Annotated in this window: 14 protein-coding genes; all 14 read left to right on the top strand. The window is 71.4% G+C overall.

What is annotated here, in order from left to right; genetic code table 11:
- Positions 1-163: 163 nt before the first annotated feature.
- The 14 genes from TSH58p_RS26795 (at position 164) to TSH58p_RS26735 (ending at position 19,338) form a co-directional block, all read left to right on the top strand.
- The gene (locus tag TSH58p_RS26795) at positions 164-1,498 is read left to right on the top strand and encodes a TolC family protein (RefSeq protein WP_247874107.1); all 1,335 of its coding nucleotides are present in this window, start codon (positions 164-166) and stop codon (positions 1,496-1,498) included.
- Positions 1,495-3,177: an ATP-binding cassette domain-containing protein gene (locus TSH58p_RS26790; RefSeq protein ID WP_109070826.1), complete on the top strand. Its 1,683-nt coding sequence runs from the start codon at positions 1,495-1,497 to the stop codon at positions 3,175-3,177. Before TSH58p_RS26795 ends, TSH58p_RS26790 begins: the two co-directional genes overlap by 4 nt.
- Complete coding sequence (locus TSH58p_RS26785; protein WP_109070825.1) at positions 3,174-4,562, top strand: HlyD family type I secretion periplasmic adaptor subunit; 1,389 nt, start codon at positions 3,174-3,176, stop codon at positions 4,560-4,562. The genes TSH58p_RS26790 and TSH58p_RS26785 overlap by 4 nt, the downstream gene beginning before the upstream one ends.
- Positions 4,563-4,743: 181 nt before the next feature.
- The gene (locus TSH58p_RS26780) at positions 4,744-7,827 is read left to right on the top strand and encodes an ABC transporter substrate-binding protein (RefSeq protein ID WP_109070824.1); all 3,084 of its coding nucleotides are present in this window, start codon (positions 4,744-4,746) and stop codon (positions 7,825-7,827) included.
- Positions 7,828-7,841: 14 nt separating this feature from the next.
- On the top strand, positions 7,842-8,219 hold the full coding sequence (locus TSH58p_RS26775; protein ID WP_109070823.1) for a hypothetical protein: 378 nt from the start codon (positions 7,842-7,844) through the stop codon (positions 8,217-8,219).
- Between the two features lies 1 nt (position 8,220).
- Complete coding sequence (locus TSH58p_RS26770) at positions 8,221-8,694, top strand: hypothetical protein (RefSeq protein ID WP_109070822.1); 474 nt, start codon at positions 8,221-8,223, stop codon at positions 8,692-8,694.
- The gene (locus TSH58p_RS26765; RefSeq protein WP_109070821.1) at positions 8,691-9,419 is read left to right on the top strand and encodes a hypothetical protein; all 729 of its coding nucleotides are present in this window, start codon (positions 8,691-8,693) and stop codon (positions 9,417-9,419) included. The genes TSH58p_RS26770 and TSH58p_RS26765 overlap by 4 nt, the downstream gene beginning before the upstream one ends.
- On the top strand, positions 9,407-12,724 hold the full coding sequence (locus TSH58p_RS26760; protein ID WP_282183620.1) for a type VI secretion system protein: 3,318 nt from the start codon (positions 9,407-9,409) through the stop codon (positions 12,722-12,724). Before TSH58p_RS26765 ends, TSH58p_RS26760 begins: the two co-directional genes overlap by 13 nt.
- A 381-nt stretch (positions 12,725-13,105) precedes the next feature.
- Positions 13,106-13,621, top strand: a complete 516-nt coding sequence (locus tag TSH58p_RS26755) for a YcjF family protein (RefSeq protein WP_109070820.1) — start codon at positions 13,106-13,108, stop codon at positions 13,619-13,621.
- A gap of 42 nt (positions 13,622-13,663) precedes the next feature.
- Complete coding sequence (locus TSH58p_RS33385) at positions 13,664-13,834, top strand: hypothetical protein (protein ID WP_014197919.1); 171 nt, start codon at positions 13,664-13,666, stop codon at positions 13,832-13,834.
- Complete coding sequence (locus tag TSH58p_RS26750; RefSeq protein ID WP_109070819.1) at positions 13,831-14,604, top strand: ABC transporter substrate-binding protein; 774 nt, start codon at positions 13,831-13,833, stop codon at positions 14,602-14,604. The genes TSH58p_RS33385 and TSH58p_RS26750 overlap by 4 nt, the downstream gene beginning before the upstream one ends.
- A 7-nt stretch (positions 14,605-14,611) precedes the next feature.
- The gene (locus tag TSH58p_RS26745; RefSeq protein WP_109070818.1) at positions 14,612-16,345 is read left to right on the top strand and encodes an ATP-binding cassette domain-containing protein; all 1,734 of its coding nucleotides are present in this window, start codon (positions 14,612-14,614) and stop codon (positions 16,343-16,345) included.
- Position 16,346: 1 nt separating this feature from the next.
- Positions 16,347-17,666: a prohibitin family protein gene (locus TSH58p_RS26740; protein WP_109070817.1), complete on the top strand. Its 1,320-nt coding sequence runs from the start codon at positions 16,347-16,349 to the stop codon at positions 17,664-17,666.
- Positions 17,667-17,673: 7 nt separating this feature from the next.
- On the top strand, positions 17,674-19,338 hold the full coding sequence (locus TSH58p_RS26735) for an ATP-binding cassette domain-containing protein (RefSeq protein ID WP_109070816.1): 1,665 nt from the start codon (positions 17,674-17,676) through the stop codon (positions 19,336-19,338).
- The last annotated feature ends 49 nt before the right edge of the window (positions 19,339-19,387 follow it).

Genomic DNA, 19,387 nt, shown 5'->3' with positions numbered 1-19,387 from the left:
GGATACTGTTTTGTCCTAAATGAGTATGAGAGTTCTCGACTAAGATCATCATCGCCGTAAGCCGAACGGCTTAAGACATGCGGCGATCTCCAGGACCCTCATGCACAAGTTTTGTCTTATCGCCACGGTTGCGCTTCCGCTCCTGACCGGAGCGCCACAACCCTTGATTGCATCTCCGCGCGACGAGGTGGTGGCGCTGATCGGCAAGGCGACGGAGACCCACGACCGCCTGCGCGGGGCGGAGGCCGCCGCCGACGGGGCGCGCAACGCCCTGCGGGTCAGCCACGGCGGCTGGTTCCCGACGCTGAGCCTGTCGGCCAACGGCGGACGCGAAAGCACGACCAAGCCCGCCGGCCTGCCCAACACGGACATGAACGCCTCGCAGTTTTCGGCGCGGGCGACGCAGCTGATCTGGGACTTCGACGCGACCAACGCCGATATCCGGCGCGCCCAGGTGACGCTGGTCCGCGCCGACATCGCGGTGGAACGCACCCGGCAGGAGTTGCTGGTGGAGGGCCTCACCGCCTACGCCGGCCTCGTCCGCGCCCACCAGCTGCTCGCCTTCGCGCGCCAGTCCGAGGACAACATCCGCCGCCAGACCGGGCTGGAGGAGGTGCGGCTTCAGGAGGGCTTCGGCTTCTCCACCGATGTTCTCCAGGCCAAGAGCCAGCTCGCCGGCGCCCAGGCGCGCCGCGTCGCGGCGGAGGAGGCGACGCAGAACGCGCAGAGCCGCTTCCAGGCCTTCTTCGGCCATGTCCCCTTCCAGGTCAGCAACGCCCAGGTCCTGGCGATGACGCGCGCCGGCCTGCCCGTCTCGATGGACGCGGCGGTGGAGGAGGCGCGCCGCCACAACCCGCGCCTCCAGGAATTGGCCCTGACCACCGCGGCGGCGCAGGAGGCGGTGACCTCGGTGCGCGGCCGCACCCTCTACCCGCGGATCGACGGCTTCGTGGAACACAACATCAAGCGCGACGTCGCCGGCCAGTCCGGGCGGCAGAACGAGCTGCTGTTCAAGCTCCAGGTCACCTTCTCGCTGAACACCGGCCTGACCGCGCTCAACAGCATCCGGCTGGCCGAGGCCGACCTGCGGGCTGCCGACGCCACCTGGGCCGACCAGGAGCGCACGGTGCTGGAGACCGTCCGCAACAGCTGGAACCGCCTGGAAAGCGCCCGCGCCCAGGTGCAGCTCCTCAACGATCAGGCGAGCCTCGCCGCCGGCTTCCTCGACGTGGCGCGGTCGGAGCGCGAGCTGGGCACGCGGTCGCTGATCGACATCCTGTCGGGCGAGACGACGCTGATCAACGCGCGCAGCGACGCCGCGGCGGCGGAGACGGAGCTGGTGCTGGCCGGCTACCGCCTGCTCGCCGCCATGGGCCGGCTGAACGCCACCGACATCCAGACCAAGCCGATGCCGAAGCTGGCCCCCATGGGCCGCGGCGCTTTCCGCGACCAAGGCGGGCGCGATCCAGGCCGGCGCGGTACGGGAGACCAGCGATGAGCGGCGGCGCCATCGGTCTGCTGGTGCTGCGGCTGCGCGCCAACCTGCGGCTGACCGCCCGCGTCTTCGCGGCGTCGCTGGCGGCGAACCTGCTCGGGCTGGCCTCGTCCTTCTACACGATGCTGGTGCTGAACCGGTACGTGACGCACGGCGTCGACTCCACGCTGGCGGCGCTGACCGTCGGCGTCGTCCTGTCCATCGCCTTCGAGCATCTGTTCCGCCACGTCCGGCTGGGCATCGCCGGGCGCATCGGGCGCGCCGAGCACGAGCGCCTGACCACCGGGGCCTTCGGCATCCTGATGACCGCGCGCAGCGGCGCCGGATCGGCGGAGGGCGACGCGACGCGGCGGGAGGCGCTGCGGGCGCCGGAGCAGATCGATTCCGCGCTCGGCTCCGCCAATCTGGCGACGCTGTTCGACCTGCCCTTCGCGCTCGGCTTCATCCTCGTGGTGGCGCTGATCTCCTGGCCGCTGGCGGCGATCTGCCTCGTCTTCACGCTGCTGGCCATCGCCGCCGGGCTGCTGGCCCAGGCGGACATGCGGGCGGTCGGGCGCGACCTCGCCCAGGCCGGCGCCGACGCCCAGGGGCTGGTCACCACCGCCATCGTCGGGCGCGACGCGGTCGCCCTGTTCGGCGGCGCCAAGCCGCTCCTCGGCGACTGGCAGCGCGCGGCCAAAGCCCTGCGCCTGTTCCGCGAGCGCATGTCGATGCGCCAGGGCCGCGCCCAGTCGGCGGCGCAGAGCCTCCAGGCGCTCCAGGGTGTGGCGGTCATCGCCACCGGCGCCGTTCTGGTGGTGCGGGGCGAGCTGGATGTCGGGTCGCTGATCGGCATCAACCTGCTGGTCGGCCGCGCGCTGGCCCCCTTCACCCGGCTGGCCCAGATCGGCGAGTCCCTGGCGATGGCCCGGCAGGCGCAGGCCCGGCTGGAGCAGTTCGCCCGCACCGCGGTCGAGCCGACCGGCGGCACCAGCCTGCCCCGCTACGCCGGCACGCTGGAGCTGCGCGACCTTACCTTCACCCCGCCGGGCGGCGTCACGCCGCTGCTGCGCCGCCTCAGCCTGTCGGTGCCCGCCGGCAACATCCTGGTGCTGAAGGGCCGCAACGGCTCCGGCAAATCGACGCTGATCCGCCTGATCGCCGGTCTGGCCGACCCGCAGGAAGGCGCCGTGCTGGCCGACGGGGTGGACATCCGCAAGTTCGCCCCCTCCTGGTGGCGCCAGCAGATCGGGCTGCTGCCGCAGGAGCCGGTGTTCCTCAACCGCACGATCCGCGAGAACCTGCTGCTCGCCAACCCGCGCCTGTCGGAGACGGAGCTTCACGCCGTCCTGCACCGCGCCGGGGCCGACCGCACGGTGGCCGACTGCGCCCAGGGCCTCGACACGCCGCTGCGCAACTTCGGCCACGAGCTGCCGACCGGCCATCGCCGCCGGCTGGCGCTGGCCCGCGCCCTGGCGGTCGGCGGGCGGCTGATCCTGCTCGACGAGCCGACCGACGGGCTGGACTCCGAGGGCACCGCCACCGTCTACCGCACGCTGATCGAGCTGGCGCGCAGCGGCCACACGGTGATCATCGCCTCCCACGACCCGCGCATCCTCCAGGGCGCCTCCCTGGTGCTCGACCTCGATCAACCGAACAGCACCGTGGCCGCCCGCGAAGCGGCGGGGCTGGTGACGCCATGAAGCCGCTACCCCTGCTGACCCGCAAGCCCGCCGCCGGCCCGGCCCCGTCCGCGACGCCTCCCATCCCGACGGGCATCCCGGCCGCCCTCCCGGCCGCCCTGATCGGAACGCAGCCCACGGACACCGAAAGCCGCTTCGGCGACGGCCTGTTCGCGGTCGGCATCGCCGCCTTCCTCGCCGCACTCGGCTGGGCGGCCATCGCCGAGCTGAACGTCTCCAGCAGCGCGCCCGGCGACGTGGTGCCGCTGTCCTACAACCAGTCGGTCCAGCATTTCGAGGGCGGCATCGTCCGCGACATCCTGGTGCAGGAAGGCGATTCGGTCACCGCGGGGCAGGTGTTGGTCGAGCTGGACCAGACCAAAATCCGCGCCGACCTGGAGGAGTTGAAGCTCCGTCTCGGCTCGCTGTCCGCCGACACCGCGCGGCTGGAGGCGGAGGTCGGGCGCCGCGAGGCCATCGTCTTCCCCGAGCGGCTGCTGCGCGAGCGGCCCGATCTGGTGGCGCAGACCCGCGACCTGTTCCGCGCCCGCCGCGACCGGCTGGCCTCCGACCTCGACATCCAGCGCCAGGACATCGCCCAGCGCGAGCAGCAGGTGGCCGCCGTGCGGGCGCGCATCGGCGGCTCCCAAGTGGCGCAGGGCCTGATCCGCGAGCAGCTCTCCATCAGCGAGACCCTGCTGAAGCGCGAGATCACCAACCGCATGAAGCATCTGGAGCTGCTGCGCGACGACGCCCGCGTCAGCAGCGCCATCGCCGAGGACCGCGCCACCCTCGCCCAGGCCGAGGCGGCGCTGGCCGAGGCGCGCAGCAAGCTGGTGTGGATCGGCCGCAAATACGAGGAGGAGAGTCGCAACGCCCTCGACGAGGCCCGCCGCAACCACGACGAGCTGTCGCAGCGGCTGACCCGCTACCAGGACAGCCTGGACCGCAGCAGCCTGCGGGCGCCGATGGACGGCATCGTCAAGACGCTGGCCGTCTCCACCAAGGGCGCCGTGGTCAAGGCCGGCGAGACGGTGGTGGAGCTGGTGCCGCGCGACGGCAAGCTGGTGGTGGACGCCCGCCTGCCGGTGCAGGACATCGGCTATGTCCGCCCCGACCAGCCGGTGGTGGTGACTCTGGCCGGCGGCGACGCCTCCCGCTTCGGCCACATCGAGGGGCGGGTGCGGACGATCAGCCCCGACACGCTGCTCGATGCCAACAAGCAGTCCTACTACAAGGTCCGCGTCGAGCTGCCGGTGACCCGCTTCGACTACGGCGGCAAGACCTACGAGCTGTTCCCCGGCGTGCGCGTGACCTGCAGCATCCTGACCGGGCGGCGCACGATCCTCGACTATGTGTTCTCGCCGGTCCTCAACGGCCTCCAGCACGCGATGCAGGAGCAATGAGGATGCGCGCGCCGATCGCTGTTTCCCCTCTCCCCCCTGGGGAGAGGGTCAGGGTGAGGGGGTTGCGCGTGTGCCGGATGCACCGCCACGCGCAACCCCCTCACCGGCCCTCCGGGCCACCCTCTCCCCAGGGGGGAGAGGGTTATTTCCACCCCGACACGGACCGCCCGAGGCCCACCCCATGCTGAGCTCGCTCCAGCCCCGCTCCCCGCCGCCGCTGCGCTGGTCGCACCTGACCAAGAAGGCGCGCTTCGCGCTGATCCTGGCGGCGGCGATGCTCGTCACCGTGCTGGTCTCCCTGGTCGTCCGCGCCGGCTTCCTCGGCGACAGCGCGCGCGAGCCGCTGACCGTCGCCGTCGTCGGGCCGCTCAGCGGGCCGGACGCAGCGCTCGGGCTGGCGCTGCGCAAGGGGGCGGCGCTGCGCGCCGACACGATCAACGCGGCGGGCGGCATCGCCGGCCGTCCCGTGGTGGTCAGGCCCTTCGACGACGAGGGCGACAAGGGCAAGTCGCTGGAGATCGCCCGGCGCGTCTCCAACGATCCCTCCGTCCTCGCGGTGATCGGCCACACGCCGGACGCCACCGACAGCGCGACGGCGATCTACGCCCAGCGCCAGATCCCGCTGATCGCCCCGCGCCCGCTGGTCCGCCCGGCGGACGCCGCGCCCAGCCCCTGGCTGTTCAGCATCACGCTGGACCGCACGCACGAGACGCGCTTCCTCGCCAACTACGTGCGCAACGTGGTGGGCGAGCCGACCGTCGCCATCGTCCGCGAGGACAGCGAGCAGGCGGCGGCCCAGGCCGGGCAGTTCGACGCGATCCTCCAGCGCTTCGGGACCCGGCTGGTCGGCCAGTGGACCTTCGCGCCGGGACGTGGCGGTGCGTCCGCCCTGCCGGCGCTGGCCCAGGCGGTGAAGGAGAAGATGCCGACGGGCGCCGTCGTCGTCATCGGGTCGGCGGTGGATAGCGCGCGGGCGGTGGTGGCGCTGCGCGACGCCGGGGTGCGCAACCTGATCGCCGGCAGCTCGGAGATGGCCACCTCGGCCTTCCGCACCGAGATCGTCGCCCAGGCGCAGGCCAACCCCAAGGCGCTGACTCCGGAGGCCTACGGCCACGGCCTGCTGGTGTCCTCGCCCGTTCTGTTCGACACGGCCAACGAGCGGGCGCAGCGCTTCTACGGCCAGTATGTGAAGCGCTTCAACGCGGTGCCCGACTGGGCGGCGGCGCTGGGCGCCGACGGCGTGGACCTGATCGCCGGCGCGATCGCCAGAACGAATGTCACCACCGGCAAGCCGGACGGCGAGGCGCTGCGCCGCGCCATCGCCGACCACGACCGGGCCGAGACCGCCTTCCAGGGCACGGTCGGCACCTGGACCTTCGACAATCGCGGACAGGCGACCCTGCCGGTGATGATGGCCTCCTACAACGGCCTGAACCCGGTGGCGGCGCTGACCCAGCTCCAGCCGATCCGCGAGGCCGGAGTCTCCAACTTCCTGGAGGAGGTCACCAGGGGCCGCGCGCTCTATGTCAACGACCGCTTCATGTACAAGACGGACGTCATCTACACCGGCGTCCAGCTCCATGAGATCCGCGACCTCAATCCGGACGCCAACGAGGCGACGCTGAACCTGACGATCTGGTTCCGCTACCGCGGCGCCTTCAACCCGGCGGACGTCGTCTTCACCAACGCGGTCAAGCCGGTCGAGCTGGGCAAGCCCTACCGCGAGGAGCGCGGCGAGGTCACCACCTACGTCGCCTACCGGATCGAGGGGCGCTTCGCGCTGAACGTCTTCGACCAGCGCCCGCCCTACGGCAGCCAGACGGTCGGCGTCAGCTTCCGCCACCGGACGCAGAACCGCAACACGGTGATGTTCGTCACCGACGTGCTCGGCATGTCGCTGGTCGACACCAATGACTTCGTGGAGAAGCTGAAGGCGATGGCCGCGGCGGAGACCGCGTCCGCCGCCGATCCCGGCCTCGCCGACCGCTTCCGCCGCGCGCTGGAGGGCGAGAGCGAAAGCTCCACCCTGCTCGACCAGCTCCGCGCCAAGCGGGTGCTGGCGCCGTCGCCCGGCTGGCGCCTGTCGCGCGCCTGGATCTCGCAGGACGTCGCCTCGGTCGGCAGCGAGGGCGATCCCAACTATGTCGGCTTCGGGCGCCCGCAGCCGGACTTCTCGCGCGTCGATTTCGGCGTGGTCGCCACCCCGGACTCCCCGGCGGCGCGCGACTTCATCCACCGCGACTTCTTCGTCTACATCGCCATCTTCAGCGCCGTGCTGGCGGTCTTCGCCGCCTTCATGGACCGCCGCGACCGCGGCCAGTTCTGGAAGATCCAGACGCTGTTCATGCGCATCCTGTCCTGGCCGCTGCTGCTGATGTCCGTCGGCAACATCGTGCTGGACCAGGCGGTGGCGACGCTGCCGCCGAGCGGGATCGCCATGGTGGTGAACGGCGTCAACGTGCTGTGGTGGATCGTGCCGGCCATCCTGGTCGACCGCACGCTGGAGCGCTTCGTCTGGACCCCGCTGGAGATCCGCACCCAGCGCAAGATCCCCGGCATCGTCCGCCGCTTCTCCACCCTGATCGTCTTCGGCTTCGCCGGCTGCGGCATCATCGCCTTCGTGCTGAAGCAGCCGATCACCAGCCTGCTCGCCGCCTCCGGCCTCGTCGGCATGGTCATCGGCCTCGCCATCCAGGCCAACATCGCCAACGTCTTCTCCGGCATCGTCCTGAACATCGAGCGTCCGTTCCAGATCGGCGACAGCATCCAGATCACCGATCTGGTGCGCGGCGTCGTGGTGGACATGACGTGGCGCACGGTGCGGATCCGCAACGTCGCCGGCTTCATCGTCGCCATGCCCAACGCCAAGGTGTCGGAGGCGACCGTCATCAATTTCAGCGCGGTCGACCGGGTGTCGATGAAGCTGGAATACTACGCCGACGCCCGTCACGACCCCGGCCGGATGGGCGGCCTGCTGACCACCGCCCTGCAGAACGCCGACAAGGTGATGCCCAGCGCCACCGGCGGCCCGCCCTTCGTCCGCTACGACGGCATTCGCGGCGTCAACGGCCAGTGGCTGTGCAAGTACAACCTGTTCTTCTGGGTCGAGGACTACGACGCCAGCTTCGTCGTGCCGGAGCTGGTCTGGCGGTCCGTCTACCGGACGCTGGCCGAGGCCGGCATCGAGCCGACCCCGCCCGACCTGATGGAGGCCGCCGGCCCCGCCGCCGCGGTCAACGCCCAGCGCAAGGCGATCCCGGCATGAGCAGGAACATTCCGATGATGCGAACCCTGATCGCCGCGGCGGCGCTGCTGCCGGTCCTGCTCGCCGGAACGGGCTGCGCGCCGCTCGGCAGCGACCGCCCCGGTGCGATCCTGGAGAAGGTGGCCGACGGCGACTACGACGTCGGCATCCGCTACCCCGCCAAGCGCGCCCGCTACGTGATGATCGTCGAGGAGGACGAGGACGGCTTCGTCGTGACCAACCGTCCCGCCGGTGCCCGCGAGGTGGACACCGCCCCGGCACCGGTGGCGGCGCAGCCGCAGCGCAACGACCGCGTGCTCGCCCCCTGCGCCGAGGCGACCGGCAACTGGTACCGCCACACCCCGGCGGGCTACGTCTGCGTCGGCCAGTCGGCGTCCGGCACGGGTGGCTGAGATGAAGCGCTTGGCCATGCTCCTCGCCCTGACGCTCGCCGGCTGCGCCGCGGGCACGCCCGCCCCCGGCACGGGACGCGCCGACGCGCCGGTGCTCCGCATCGTTGCCGAGCCCGACGCCAACGGCCGCCGCCCGGTCGCCGTCGACGTGGTGCGGGTGGCCGACCCGGCGCTGGCCGGACGTCTCGCCGGGCTCGACGCCGCGGGCTGGTTCCGCGACCGCGAGGCGTTGAGCGCCGAGGCCGGAAGCCGGATCGCCATCGCCTCGTGGGAGATGGTGCCGGGCCAGAGCGTGCTCCTGCACAGCCTGCCGCCCTTCGCCCCATCCGCCGCCACCCCGCCCCGAACCCTCGTCTACGCGCTGTACGGCGCGCCCGGCGCCCACCGGCAGACGCTGGACGGCGCCGGCGCCCTGGACGTGCGGCTGGGACGGGAAAGCTTCACCGTGGCTCCGTTGACGGAGGGAACGCCGTGACCGCCCAACTCGCCCAGGCCCACTCCGCCCCGGCACCGAAGACGGCGTCTTCGGGAGCCAAGCCCGCCGGCATCCTGGCCCTGTTCCGCGCCTTCCAGGAGGATCTGCTCGCCGGCTGCGCCGACGCGCAGGCCCCGGCGGGGACGGTGGCCGACCGGCTGACCGCCACGCTCCATGGGATGAGCGGCGCCGCCGTCTCCCAAGGGCCGGGCGCGCACGGCACGGTGGTCAAGGCGGTCTTCGCCATGGCCATGCTGGCCGACCGCGCGCTGGCCCAGACGCGGCCCGCCGACGCCGTGGTCTCCAGCCGCCTGTTCGGCGCGAACGCCACGCTGCAGACCCTGTTCGTGCAGGCCGACGATCTGATCCGCCAGGGCGCCAAGGCCGACCGCGGGCTGGCCGCCGTCTATCTCGCGGCGCTGGCGCTGGGCTTTCCCGACGACGCCCAGGCGACCGCCCGCCGCCCCGCCCTGCACCGCATCGTCGTCGGCGAGCGCGCCGCGGCCAGCCATCCCAGCCCGCGCGCCTGCGAACCGACGGACGGCGCCGTGCCCGGCTACCTCGCGCCGTCCGCCCGGCGCTGGTGGTGGGCGGTCGGCGGGACCGCCGTGCTGTTCCTCGTGGTTTCGCACCTGCTGTGGGCCGGCGCCGTCGGCGGCATCCAACGCGATCTGAGCGGCGCCCGCGCCGCGGTCGAGGACATGGGGCTGTCATGGTCCTACTGATGCTCACGCTGGAGCTGGTGCTTTCCACCATCGGCTCCGCCATCGTCTATCTGCTGTCCTTCGCCGTCACGCTGGCGCCCTACGCGCTGCTGGCGCTGCCGCTCTACATCTTCTACCGCCTCGGCCGGATGGTCTGGCCGACGCTGCGCGGCTGGCGGCGCAAGCCCGCCGTGAAGGCCGCCGCCGGAAGGAAGGCGCCCCCGCGCCGGGCCGCCCCGCCGGCACCGCTGCGCGTCCGCGCCGAGGCGCCTCCCCCCACGAAGGCCGCCGCCAACGCGCCGCCCAACGCCCGCATCTATGGCGAGGGGATGGACATCCTGACGCGGCAGATGCGCGGCCCCCTGCGCCGTGGCGACATTCCCTGGTTCCTGGCCTTCGGCGTCGGCGGCCCGGCCCTGCTCGCCACCGACCCGACCCATGTCCGCTGGCCCGAGGACGGCAACGGCGAGAACGGCTGCTGGTGGTTCTGCGAAGGTGCCGCGATCCTGCACGCGGGCGCCGACTCCGCCGACGGCTCCCGGCTGGGCGCGTCCTGGCCGGCGCTGGTCGCGGCGATGCGCAAGCGGCCGATGCGCCGCCCGCTGGACGGCGTCCTGCTGATGGTCGGCGCCGACGAGCTGCGCGCCGCCGCCGAACGGCCCGGACCCCGCGACGCGCTGGCCAAGCGGGGCGCCGCCCTGCGGGAACGTCTGCGGACGCTGCGCGACGACGTCGGCGTGGTCGGCCCGGTGCATGTGGTCGTGGTCCGCGCCGAGGCCCTGGACGGATTCACCGACCTCTGCGCCGCCGTGCCCTCCGCCCTGCTGGACGGCGTGCTGGGATGGACCAACCCGCAGGACTGGGCCAAGCCCTTCGAGCCGCGCCGCATCGACGAGGCGTTCGAGGCCATCGCCGCCGACATCGCCGTGCTGGAGGCTGACGCCTTCGCCGCCGGCACCGCCGGGGTGCGGCTGCCGCTGCTGCCGGCATCCCTGGACACGCTGCGCCATCCGCTGGCGCTGTTCCTCGACGGCGCCCTGGGAGGAGACGACCAGAGTGAGCCCTTCCCGCTGCGCGGAATAGCCCTGACCGGCGCTTACGCCCCGGCCACCGGCGGGCGCCGCCCGGTCTTCGCGCGCGACCTGCTGCCGGGCCGGGCCTTCGCCGAGGCCGGCTACGGGCGGCCGTCCGACGCCGCCTACCAGCAGGCCCACAAGCGCCGCCGGATGGCCCAGGCCGCGCTCGCCGCCTCGGTCGCCGGCCTGTCGGTCGCCGCGTGGCAGGGGGTGTCCGGCGTGGCCGCCGGCAGCCCGCCGGTCGCCGCCGCCACCGCCGACCTGCGCCGGGCGCTGCTGGCGCGCGACGCCGTCACCGACGGGGCTCTGGCCGGTCGGGTGATCGCCGCCACGGCGGTGATGGAGCGCAGTCCTCTCGCCACGCCGCTGCTGCCGACCTCGCTGTTCAGCGGCTTCGACGAGGACAAGAAGCGGCTCGCCTCCGTCACGCTGCGCCGCTCGGTGCTGCGGCCGATCCGCGACGCCCTGCTGCCCAGCGCCACCATGGCCGAGCTGCCGCCGGTCGCCAACCCGCAGCGCGTGGAGGACCTTCCGGCCTTCCGCCGGCTCGCCGAGCAGCTCGACCGCATCGGCGGGCGGCGCGACGCGCTGGAACGCTACGACCGCTTCCGCCGCAACAGCGGCTTCGACGAGCTGAACGCGCTGGCCGAGAGCGTCTACGGCGCCGTTCCCCGGTCGCCGATGACGGCGACGGACGGCTACATCACGCGCATCGCCGCCGGCGCCGACCTGCCCAACCTGGACGCCCGGACCATCGCCGCGGCGGTGCGCGCGGAGTCGGTGCAGCTCGCCGCCCCGCTGGCCGAGGAGCTGTACGGCCGCAACCCGCTCCGCCAGCGCGCCGAGGCCCTGGCCGAACGGCTGCGCGGCCTGCCGGAGACACCCACCGCCGAGGATGTGGATGCCGTCCGCCGCCTGACCGGTGCCGTCGCCGAGAGCGTCGCCTGGCCCATCGCCGGCGCCTTGCAGGAGCCCGCCCGCGGCTTGCCCGACGCGATCCGCGTGATGCTCCAGAAGGCGGCCATCGCCGATCTGCCGGGGCGCGACACCACCGACCGCATCACCGAGGCCCTGTCCACCGCCGCGACCGGTGCCCGCGCCGCCGTCCTGGCTCTGGACGCGCCGCAGACCGGCGCCCTGTTCGCGGTGGGCGATGGCGGCGCCCTGGTCCTGAACCCGGCGGTGACCGCGCTGCCGGACGCCCTGGCCGCGGCCCTGCCCGCGACGGTTCCCGATGCTCCGCCAGCGGAGGCGGCCAAGCCGGCGGAACCGAAGCCGGAGCAGACCAAGACAGAGCAGGCCAAGACAGAGCAGGCCAAGACAGAGCAGGCCAAGCCGGCCGAAGCCAAGCCTGCCGAAGCCAAATCCGTCATGCCCGAAGCGGAGCCGGCCAAGCCGGTCGCGGCGGCACCCCCGCCTCCCCCGCGCCCGGCGCCGGAACCCGCGGCCCTGCCGCCCGCCGTCGTGGAGCTGCCGGCCGTCGTCGCGCATCTGCCGATCCCGCCCCGAATGCCGGCGGAGGCCCCGGTTCCGGACGGCGACCTCGCCCTGTCGAAGCTGTCCACCGCCTTCGCGCAGACCCTCGCCGGGCGCTTCCCCTTCGTCGGCACGGATCAATCCCGCGGCGCGCCCGACGCCGACCCGCAGGACGTCCGCCGCTTCTTCCGACAGCTCGACGAGCACCGGGCCGCGGTGATGCGGACCGCGACCCCCGAGGTCGCCGCCTTCATGGAGCGGATGGAGGCCGCCCGCCCCCTGCTGGAGGCCATCGCGCGCCCGTCGCCGGTCAGCGTCCGCCTCACCTACGGCGCCAACCGCGCGCAGGAGGTCGGGGCGGAGCACATCATCGACTGGTCGGTGCGTTCCGGCGCCAGCGCGGTGGGCGCCTCGGCCAACGGCGGAACGCTCGCCTGGACGCCGGGCCAGCCCGTCCTGCTGAGCGCCCGCTGGGCCGCCGGGTCGCCCTTCCGTCCGAAGGGTGCGCCGGCGGGAGGAACCGCCGCGGCGACCGGCGACACCACCACCCTGGCGGAGCGCGGGCCATGGGCGCTGCTGCGCCTTCTGAAAGGCCACGCTCCGTCGTCGTCGCGGGATGGCCTGCTGCTGCGCGTGGCCCTGCCCACGCAGACCATCGACGGCGAGCCGGTGCGCGACACCGTCCTGGTGCTGGGTGCGGCGGTCAGCGCCGGCGCGCGCAGCGAGCTTCCGGCGCGCGCCCTCGACCTGCCGGTCCGCTTCCCGCAAAGGTAGCGGACCTTAATACACAAAGAAAAGCTCATGATGAACTTTGTTACAATTCGTAGAAAGATGACGCACCTTCCGACAAAAACACCGACGGTGATCATAGGCATTTAATGCGTTGTTAAGTACTGAAAATGTATCAAGTCGTTGGGACGTATTGGATCGTTGGGTAGTCATTCTCTGCTCGACGACAGTCCCGAAGGACTTCGTCTAATTTACCAGCGGCAATAGGGGCATTCTTTTACCAATCGCTAAAACGGCGGTTGATTGGCGATGCTTTGTTTCTTTCGGAATGCCGAACTTGCGACGCATAACGTCCTAAGAAGCGTGTTTCAAACCACTGTTTCCACCTCAGATCAACCTCACCTGACCCTCGAAAGGCTTCGGATCATGGTAGACCGTAAGAAGCGCGCCCAGGAACTGATCAAGTATCACAGCTACGCCTCGGGTGCCTTCGGACTCATCCCCGTTCCCGGCGCGGACGTCGCCGCGGTCAGCGTGGCCCAGCTCAACCTGATCCATAAGCTCGCCAAGCTCTATGAGATCGAGTTCGCGCAGGAACGCACCCGCGCCATCATCGGCGCGCTGATGGGCGGCGTCATGCCCGGCGCCCTCAGCTCCAGCGTGCTCGGCTCCGCCGTGAAGGCCGTTCCGTTCATCGGCACGGCGCTGGGCGTCGCCGTCATGCCGGCCCTGTCGCTGGCCGCCACCCAGGCGCTCGGCCGCGTGTTCGCGCAGCATTTCGAGACCGGCGGCACGCTGCTGGACTTCGACGTCGAGACGATGCGCGAGCATTTCCGCAAGGAGTTCGAGGCCGCCCGCAACGACGCCGCCAAGGATGAGGCCGGCGAGGCCCCCGCCGCCGCGCCGCAGATGGAAGAGCAGCCGACCCAGAAGGCCGGCTAAGGGCACGACGCCGGGGCGCCGGGCATAGAAGGAAGCATCGCCGTGTTCGAGCTGATCTACATCGGTCTCTGCCTGCTGGTCGGGTTTCTGGGGATCGGCCGCCGCGGCGGCTTCCTGCTCTACGCCTTCCTGGCGGTGGTTCTGACGCCGCCCGGCGCCCTTCTCGTGATGATCCTGCTGACCACCCGCGGCAAGAAGCGGGCGAAGGCATGACGGCGGCGACGGCGTCCATCCTGTGCCCGGCCCTGCGCCCGGCCCTGCGGCTCCTGCTGCCGGTCCTGCTGGCGCTGTTCGCCGCGATCCTTCCGGCGCGCGCCGAATACTGGACCATCGCGTCGGAAGACCATTTCCCGCCCTACAACTACTCCTTCAACGGCACCCGCACGGGGATCGACACCGAGATCGTCGTCGCCCTGCTGAAGGAGCTGAACATCACACCGGTCCACCGGCCCTTGTCCTGGACCGAGGTCGTCCGGTCGATGGACGAGAACACCGCCGACGTCGGGTTCCAGTTCATCGCCTCCCCCGCCCGTTTCGCGCAGTACAACATGATCGGCCCGTTCCGCACCGGCACGACCGTCTTCATGGTGCGCAAGGACTCCCCCATCGCCTTCGAGCGGCTGGAGGACCTGACCCCCTACCGCATCGGCGTGGTCGACGGCTTCGCCTACGCCCCGGACTTCGACGCCGCGACCTATCTGGAAAAGGTCCCGTCGAGCAGCAACGTGGTCAATTTCCGCCGCCTGATCCTGGGCCGGGTGGACGTGATCGTCGGCGACCTGCATGTGCTGAACCACATGGCCAAGCAGGACGGGCGGCTGAAGGACGTGCGCGTCCTGCCCAAGCCGCTGGGCCTGATCCCCCGCTACATCGCCATGCCCAAGGCGCGCAAGGAGAAGGCGGAGCGGCTGCAGGCCGCCTTCGTCAAGCTGCGCGACAACGGCACGATCACCCGCATCCTCGACTCCTGGCTGGCGGAGTGAGGCGGGCATGAGCGCACGTCCGAAGGCCGAGCCCAAAGCCAAACGGCCCGCCCCCAGCCGCCCTCTGTCGGCGCTGCTGCCCCTGATCGGGCTGGCCGACCGCGAGATCCTGACCCGGCTGGTGATCACCGGCTGCGTCGCCGCCACCGCCAACCTCATCAGCCTGATGAGCCTCAGCGCGGAGCTGAACGGCTGGATGCGCGGCGAGGTGCTGGACACGCCCTTCCTGATCTTCTGCCTGTCGCTGCTGGTCTCCTACGCCTTCAGCAAGCGCTTCGTCGGGCTGGTGCTGACCACCGCCTTCAGCGCGCTGGCCGGGGTGCGGCGGCGCTTCCTGCAGACCGTCACGCTGGGCAACCACGCCGACATCCTCGACATGCAGGCCCGGCGCTCCTTCGATCTGGGCAACCACCATCTGGAGCGCATCGCGGCGCTGCTGCCCAACCTGTCGATCGCCGCCAACATGATGCTGGTGGCGGTCGTGGCCTACCTCTACCTGTGGACGCTGTCCACGGTGGGCGCCACGCTGCTTCTGGTGGCCGGCGCGATGATCGGCGGCTGGTACGTGCGCGAGGCGCAGCGGACCCGCGCCCTTCTGGGGCAGGCCAAGGAGTCCGAGGTGCGAATGCTCCAGGGCTTCTCCGAGATCGTCGGCGGCAACGCCGAGATCAAGCTGGGCAAGGCGCGGCGCGACGAGCTGGCCCAGGCGGTCGAGGCCGACGTCGCCCGCTGGGAGGATCTGAAGCGGCGCCACGGGCGCAACCTGGGCGAACTGTTCTCCTGGATCGCCACCATCGTCATCGGCTTCTCCGCGGTCTTCGTCTTCATCTTCCCGCGCATGGGCGCGCTGTCGGCGGCGGAGCTTCCGCTGGTGACCTCGGTCATCCTGTTCCTCGCCCGGCCCCTGTCGAAGTTCCTCAACGCCGTGCCCGACTACATCGCGGCGGAGGATGCGGCGAACCAGCTCACCACCCTCCTCGCCGCCATGCCGGCGGCGGAGTACGCGCCGTCGAAGCTGGCCCGCGCACCGCGCCGCTTCGCCAGCATCGAGCTCCGCAACGTGCGCTTCGCCTACCGCGCCGGGATGCGGCCCGAGCCCTTCGTGATCGGCCCCATCGACATGACCATCCCGGCGGGCGGCGTCGTCGGCATCGTCGGCGCCAACGGGTCGGGCAAATCCACCCTGCTGCGCGTCATCCCGCTGCTGTTCCGCCCGGACGAAGGGCAGGTGCTGCTCGACGGGCAGGCGGTGGAGGCCGACCGGCTGGAATCCTACCGCGACCTGTTCTGCGCGGTGTTCCAGGACCACCACCTGTTCACCCGTCTGCCGCAGGGGCCGACCTTCGACGCGGAGCTGTTCCGCGAGATGCTGGCCTATCTGAAGATCGACCATCTGGTTCCGGAGACCGGCGACGGCCTGCTGAACCGCGACCTGTCCAAGGGCCAGCGCCGCCGCGTCGCCCTGGCCGTCGCGGTCGCGGAGGGGCGTCCGATCATCATCCTCGACGAATGGACGTCCGACCAGGACGCCGAGTTCCGCACCCGCTTCACCAACGAGATCATCGGCAAGCTGCGGTCGCTCGGCCGCACGGTGATCTTCGTGTCGCACGACGGCAACGCCTCGTCGGTCTGCGACGTGACCATCCACATGACCAACGGCCAGATGACCAACAGCCAAATGACCGATGAGCGGACCGGCGCGACGCGCCCCGCCACAGCTTTGCTCCAGGAGACCGCGTGACATGGCTGACCAGGCCTTCACCTACGACGACGCCGACGCGACGCCGCAGCCGAAGTCGCGCCTGCGCGCGCTGCTTGGCCACTGGTACGAGGAGCACCGCCGGTCGCTGCTGTGCACGCTGCTGGTCGGCATCCTGATCTTCCTCTACTTCGCCCCGTCGATCGTCGTCTTCATCCCCGCCGGCCATGGCGGCGTGCTGTGGAAGCGCTTCCACCAGGGCACCCAGATGGGTCCGGCCCTGGCCGAGGGCGTGCACGTCATCTTCCCCTGGGACAAGATCGAGGTCTACGACCTGCGCCTGCAGGAGGACACCCGCTCCTACTCCGCCATCGCCAACGACGGTCTGAACGTCAGCATCGAGATCACGGTGCGCTACCGCCCCTACGCGGAGATGCTGGCCGCCCTGCACAAGAACGTCGGGCCGAACTACCTGGAAGTGCTGCTGGTGCCGGAGGTCGGGTCGGTCTCGCGCGAGATCGTGTCGCGCTTCAAGGCCGACGAACTCTACGCCCACCGCCGCCTGCGCGTTCAGACCGAGACCTTCGAGCAGGTCGCCGACCGCGTGATGTACGCCCAGATCATCGGGGCCGAGGACACGCCGAAGCCCGACGGGCGGACCAAGACCGGCTACCTGCTGATCCAGGACATCCTGATCCGCAACGTCTCGCTGCCCGAGGCGATCATGGTGTCGATCGAGCGCAAGATCCAGCAGGACCAGGCCGCCCAGGAATACCAGTTCCGCCTGCAGCGCGAGCTGTTCGAGAGCCAGCGCAAGCAGCTCGAAGGCCAGGGCATCCGCGCCTTCCAGGAGACCGTGCAGGCCAACCTGACCGAGAACTACCTGCGCTGGCGCGGCATCGAGGCGACGCTGGAGCTGGCCCATTCGCCCAACGCCAAGATCGTCGTCATCGGCAACGCCGCCAGCGGCGGGCTGCCGCTGATCCTCGATGCCGCCTCGGGCCAGGGCGCCACCCTCCCGATGCCGGGCGCCCCCGCCCCCGGCGCGCCGCACGCGGGTGCCGCGACGGTCACGATACCGAGCGGCCTGCCGGTGCCGCCCGCCGCGCAGCTTCCCTCGCTGAGCGGCGACGGCACGCCCGGACAGGTGCCGGTCGCCCAGATGCCCAGCCTGAACCACGCGGGCGCCGAACCCGCGCCGGGCCACGCTCCGGCGGCACCGGTCCCCGGCGTCAAGCCCCAGCCGGCGGGCGCCCCCGCCGGGGCCGCCGCAGGGGCCGCAAAGGACGGGAAGGCCGCTTCGGCCCCCATCCTGTCGAACATGTCGCCGTCCCGCCTGCTCGACCTCATCCAGTCCAAGTGAGCCGGCGATGGATCTCTGGCGCATCCTGAGACGCGACGCCCTGCGCAACATGCAGCCGCTGATGCTGCTGGCGGTGCTGGCGGCGGCCCTCAACCTCGCCCTGCTGACCTCGCTGAACAGCGCGCTGGTCATCATGGACGATCCGGAGGGGTTGCAGCGTCTGCTGTTCATCTTCCTGCTGTCCGCCTTCTCCTGGCGGTTCGCCCAGGGCTGGATGATGAGCGCGGCGTCCAAGCGGATGCAGGCGGCGCTGGCGATCCTGCGCGTCGACCTGCTGCGCCGCGCGGTGGCCGCCGACCTGCCGGACGCCATGGCGGTCGGCTCCACCCGCCTCGCCCAGGTCGCCGGGCCGGAGCTTCAGCTTCTGGCCCAGGCGGTGCCGACGCTGGTCATCAGCTTCCAGTCGGTCGCGGCGATCATCCTCTGCCTGCTCTACCTCGCCACCCTGTCGAACGCCGCGGTGCTGATCGTGCTGGGCTTCCTGACGGTCGGCGGCGTCCTGATCACCCGCTCCGTCCTGCGGCTGGAGCGGCTGTCGGAGACGATCCACGAGGCCGAGGGCGCGCTGTCGGAGCGGTCGGACCACATCCTGCAGACCCTGCGCGAGTGCAAGCTGAACCGCCGCCGCGCCGCCAACGCGCTGTCCGACGCCACCGCCTGCGCCGAGGCGCTGCGGACGGAGCGCCACCGCTTCGGCGCCGAATACAGCCACTATTTCACGCTGAGCGAGCTGACCTACTACGCGGCGCTGGCCGGGATCATCTTCCTGCTGCCGGCGGTGACGAGCACCGACATCGCGACCGTCGTGCTGGCCGGCCACGCCGCCGCCTTCATCGCCTACCCGGTCATCACCATCGTCGCCTCCTACCCGTCCTACATCAGCGCCGAGACCGCCGCCCGCTCCTATCTGGCGGTCGAGGCGGAGCTGAAGGCGCCGCCGCGTCCCGCGCAGCGGCGGGCCAAGGACGCGCCGCCGACCGGCTTCGCCGACTTCTCCGTCCTCGCGCTCGACGGAGCGTCGTACCGCCACCCCGGGCGAGACGGCACCGGCTCCTTCACCGTCGGCCCGATCGACCTGACGGTGGAGCGCGGCGCCGTCGTCTTCGTCACCGGCCACAACGGCGCCGGCAAGAGCACGCTGGTCCATATGCTGCTCGGCCTCTACCCGGCGCAGCGCGGCAGCCTGACGGTGGACGGCGCGGTGGTGACGGCGGACACGCTGGCGTCCTACCGCGACCTGTTCTCCGTCGTCTTCTCCGACAACCACGTCACCCGCCAGCTCTACGGCGCGGTGTCGCTGGAGGACGGCTTCGCCGACGAGTTGCTCGACCTGCTGGAGATGTCGGACAAGGTGGCGGTCGAGGACCGCGCCTTCACGACGGTGGACCTGTCGCAGGGGCAGAAGAAGCGCCTCGCGCTGGCCGCCGCCCTGCTGGAGCGCAAGCCCGTGCTGGTGCTCGACGAATGGGCGGCCGACCAGTCCCCCTATTTCCGGCGGAAATTCTACCGCGAGATCATTCCCTGGATGAAGGCGCGCGGCATCACCGTGATCGCCGTGACCCACGACGACGCGTACTTCGACGCCGCCGACATGCAGATCCAGGTCGAGCAGGGCGGTATCCGCCGGCTCGACACCCCCGCCCTTCCGGCCCCCGACCTGCTGCCCGCCTGATCCAGACCAGCGGATCGGGGCCAGCGGATCGGAGCCACCAACCGAACCC

This window comes from Azospirillum sp. TSH58, assembly GCF_003119115.1.
GTDB lineage: Bacteria > Pseudomonadota > Alphaproteobacteria > Azospirillales > Azospirillaceae > Azospirillum.
The sequence above is the reverse complement of the archived record's forward strand: the minus strand, read 5'-3'. Positions and strand labels throughout refer to the sequence as shown.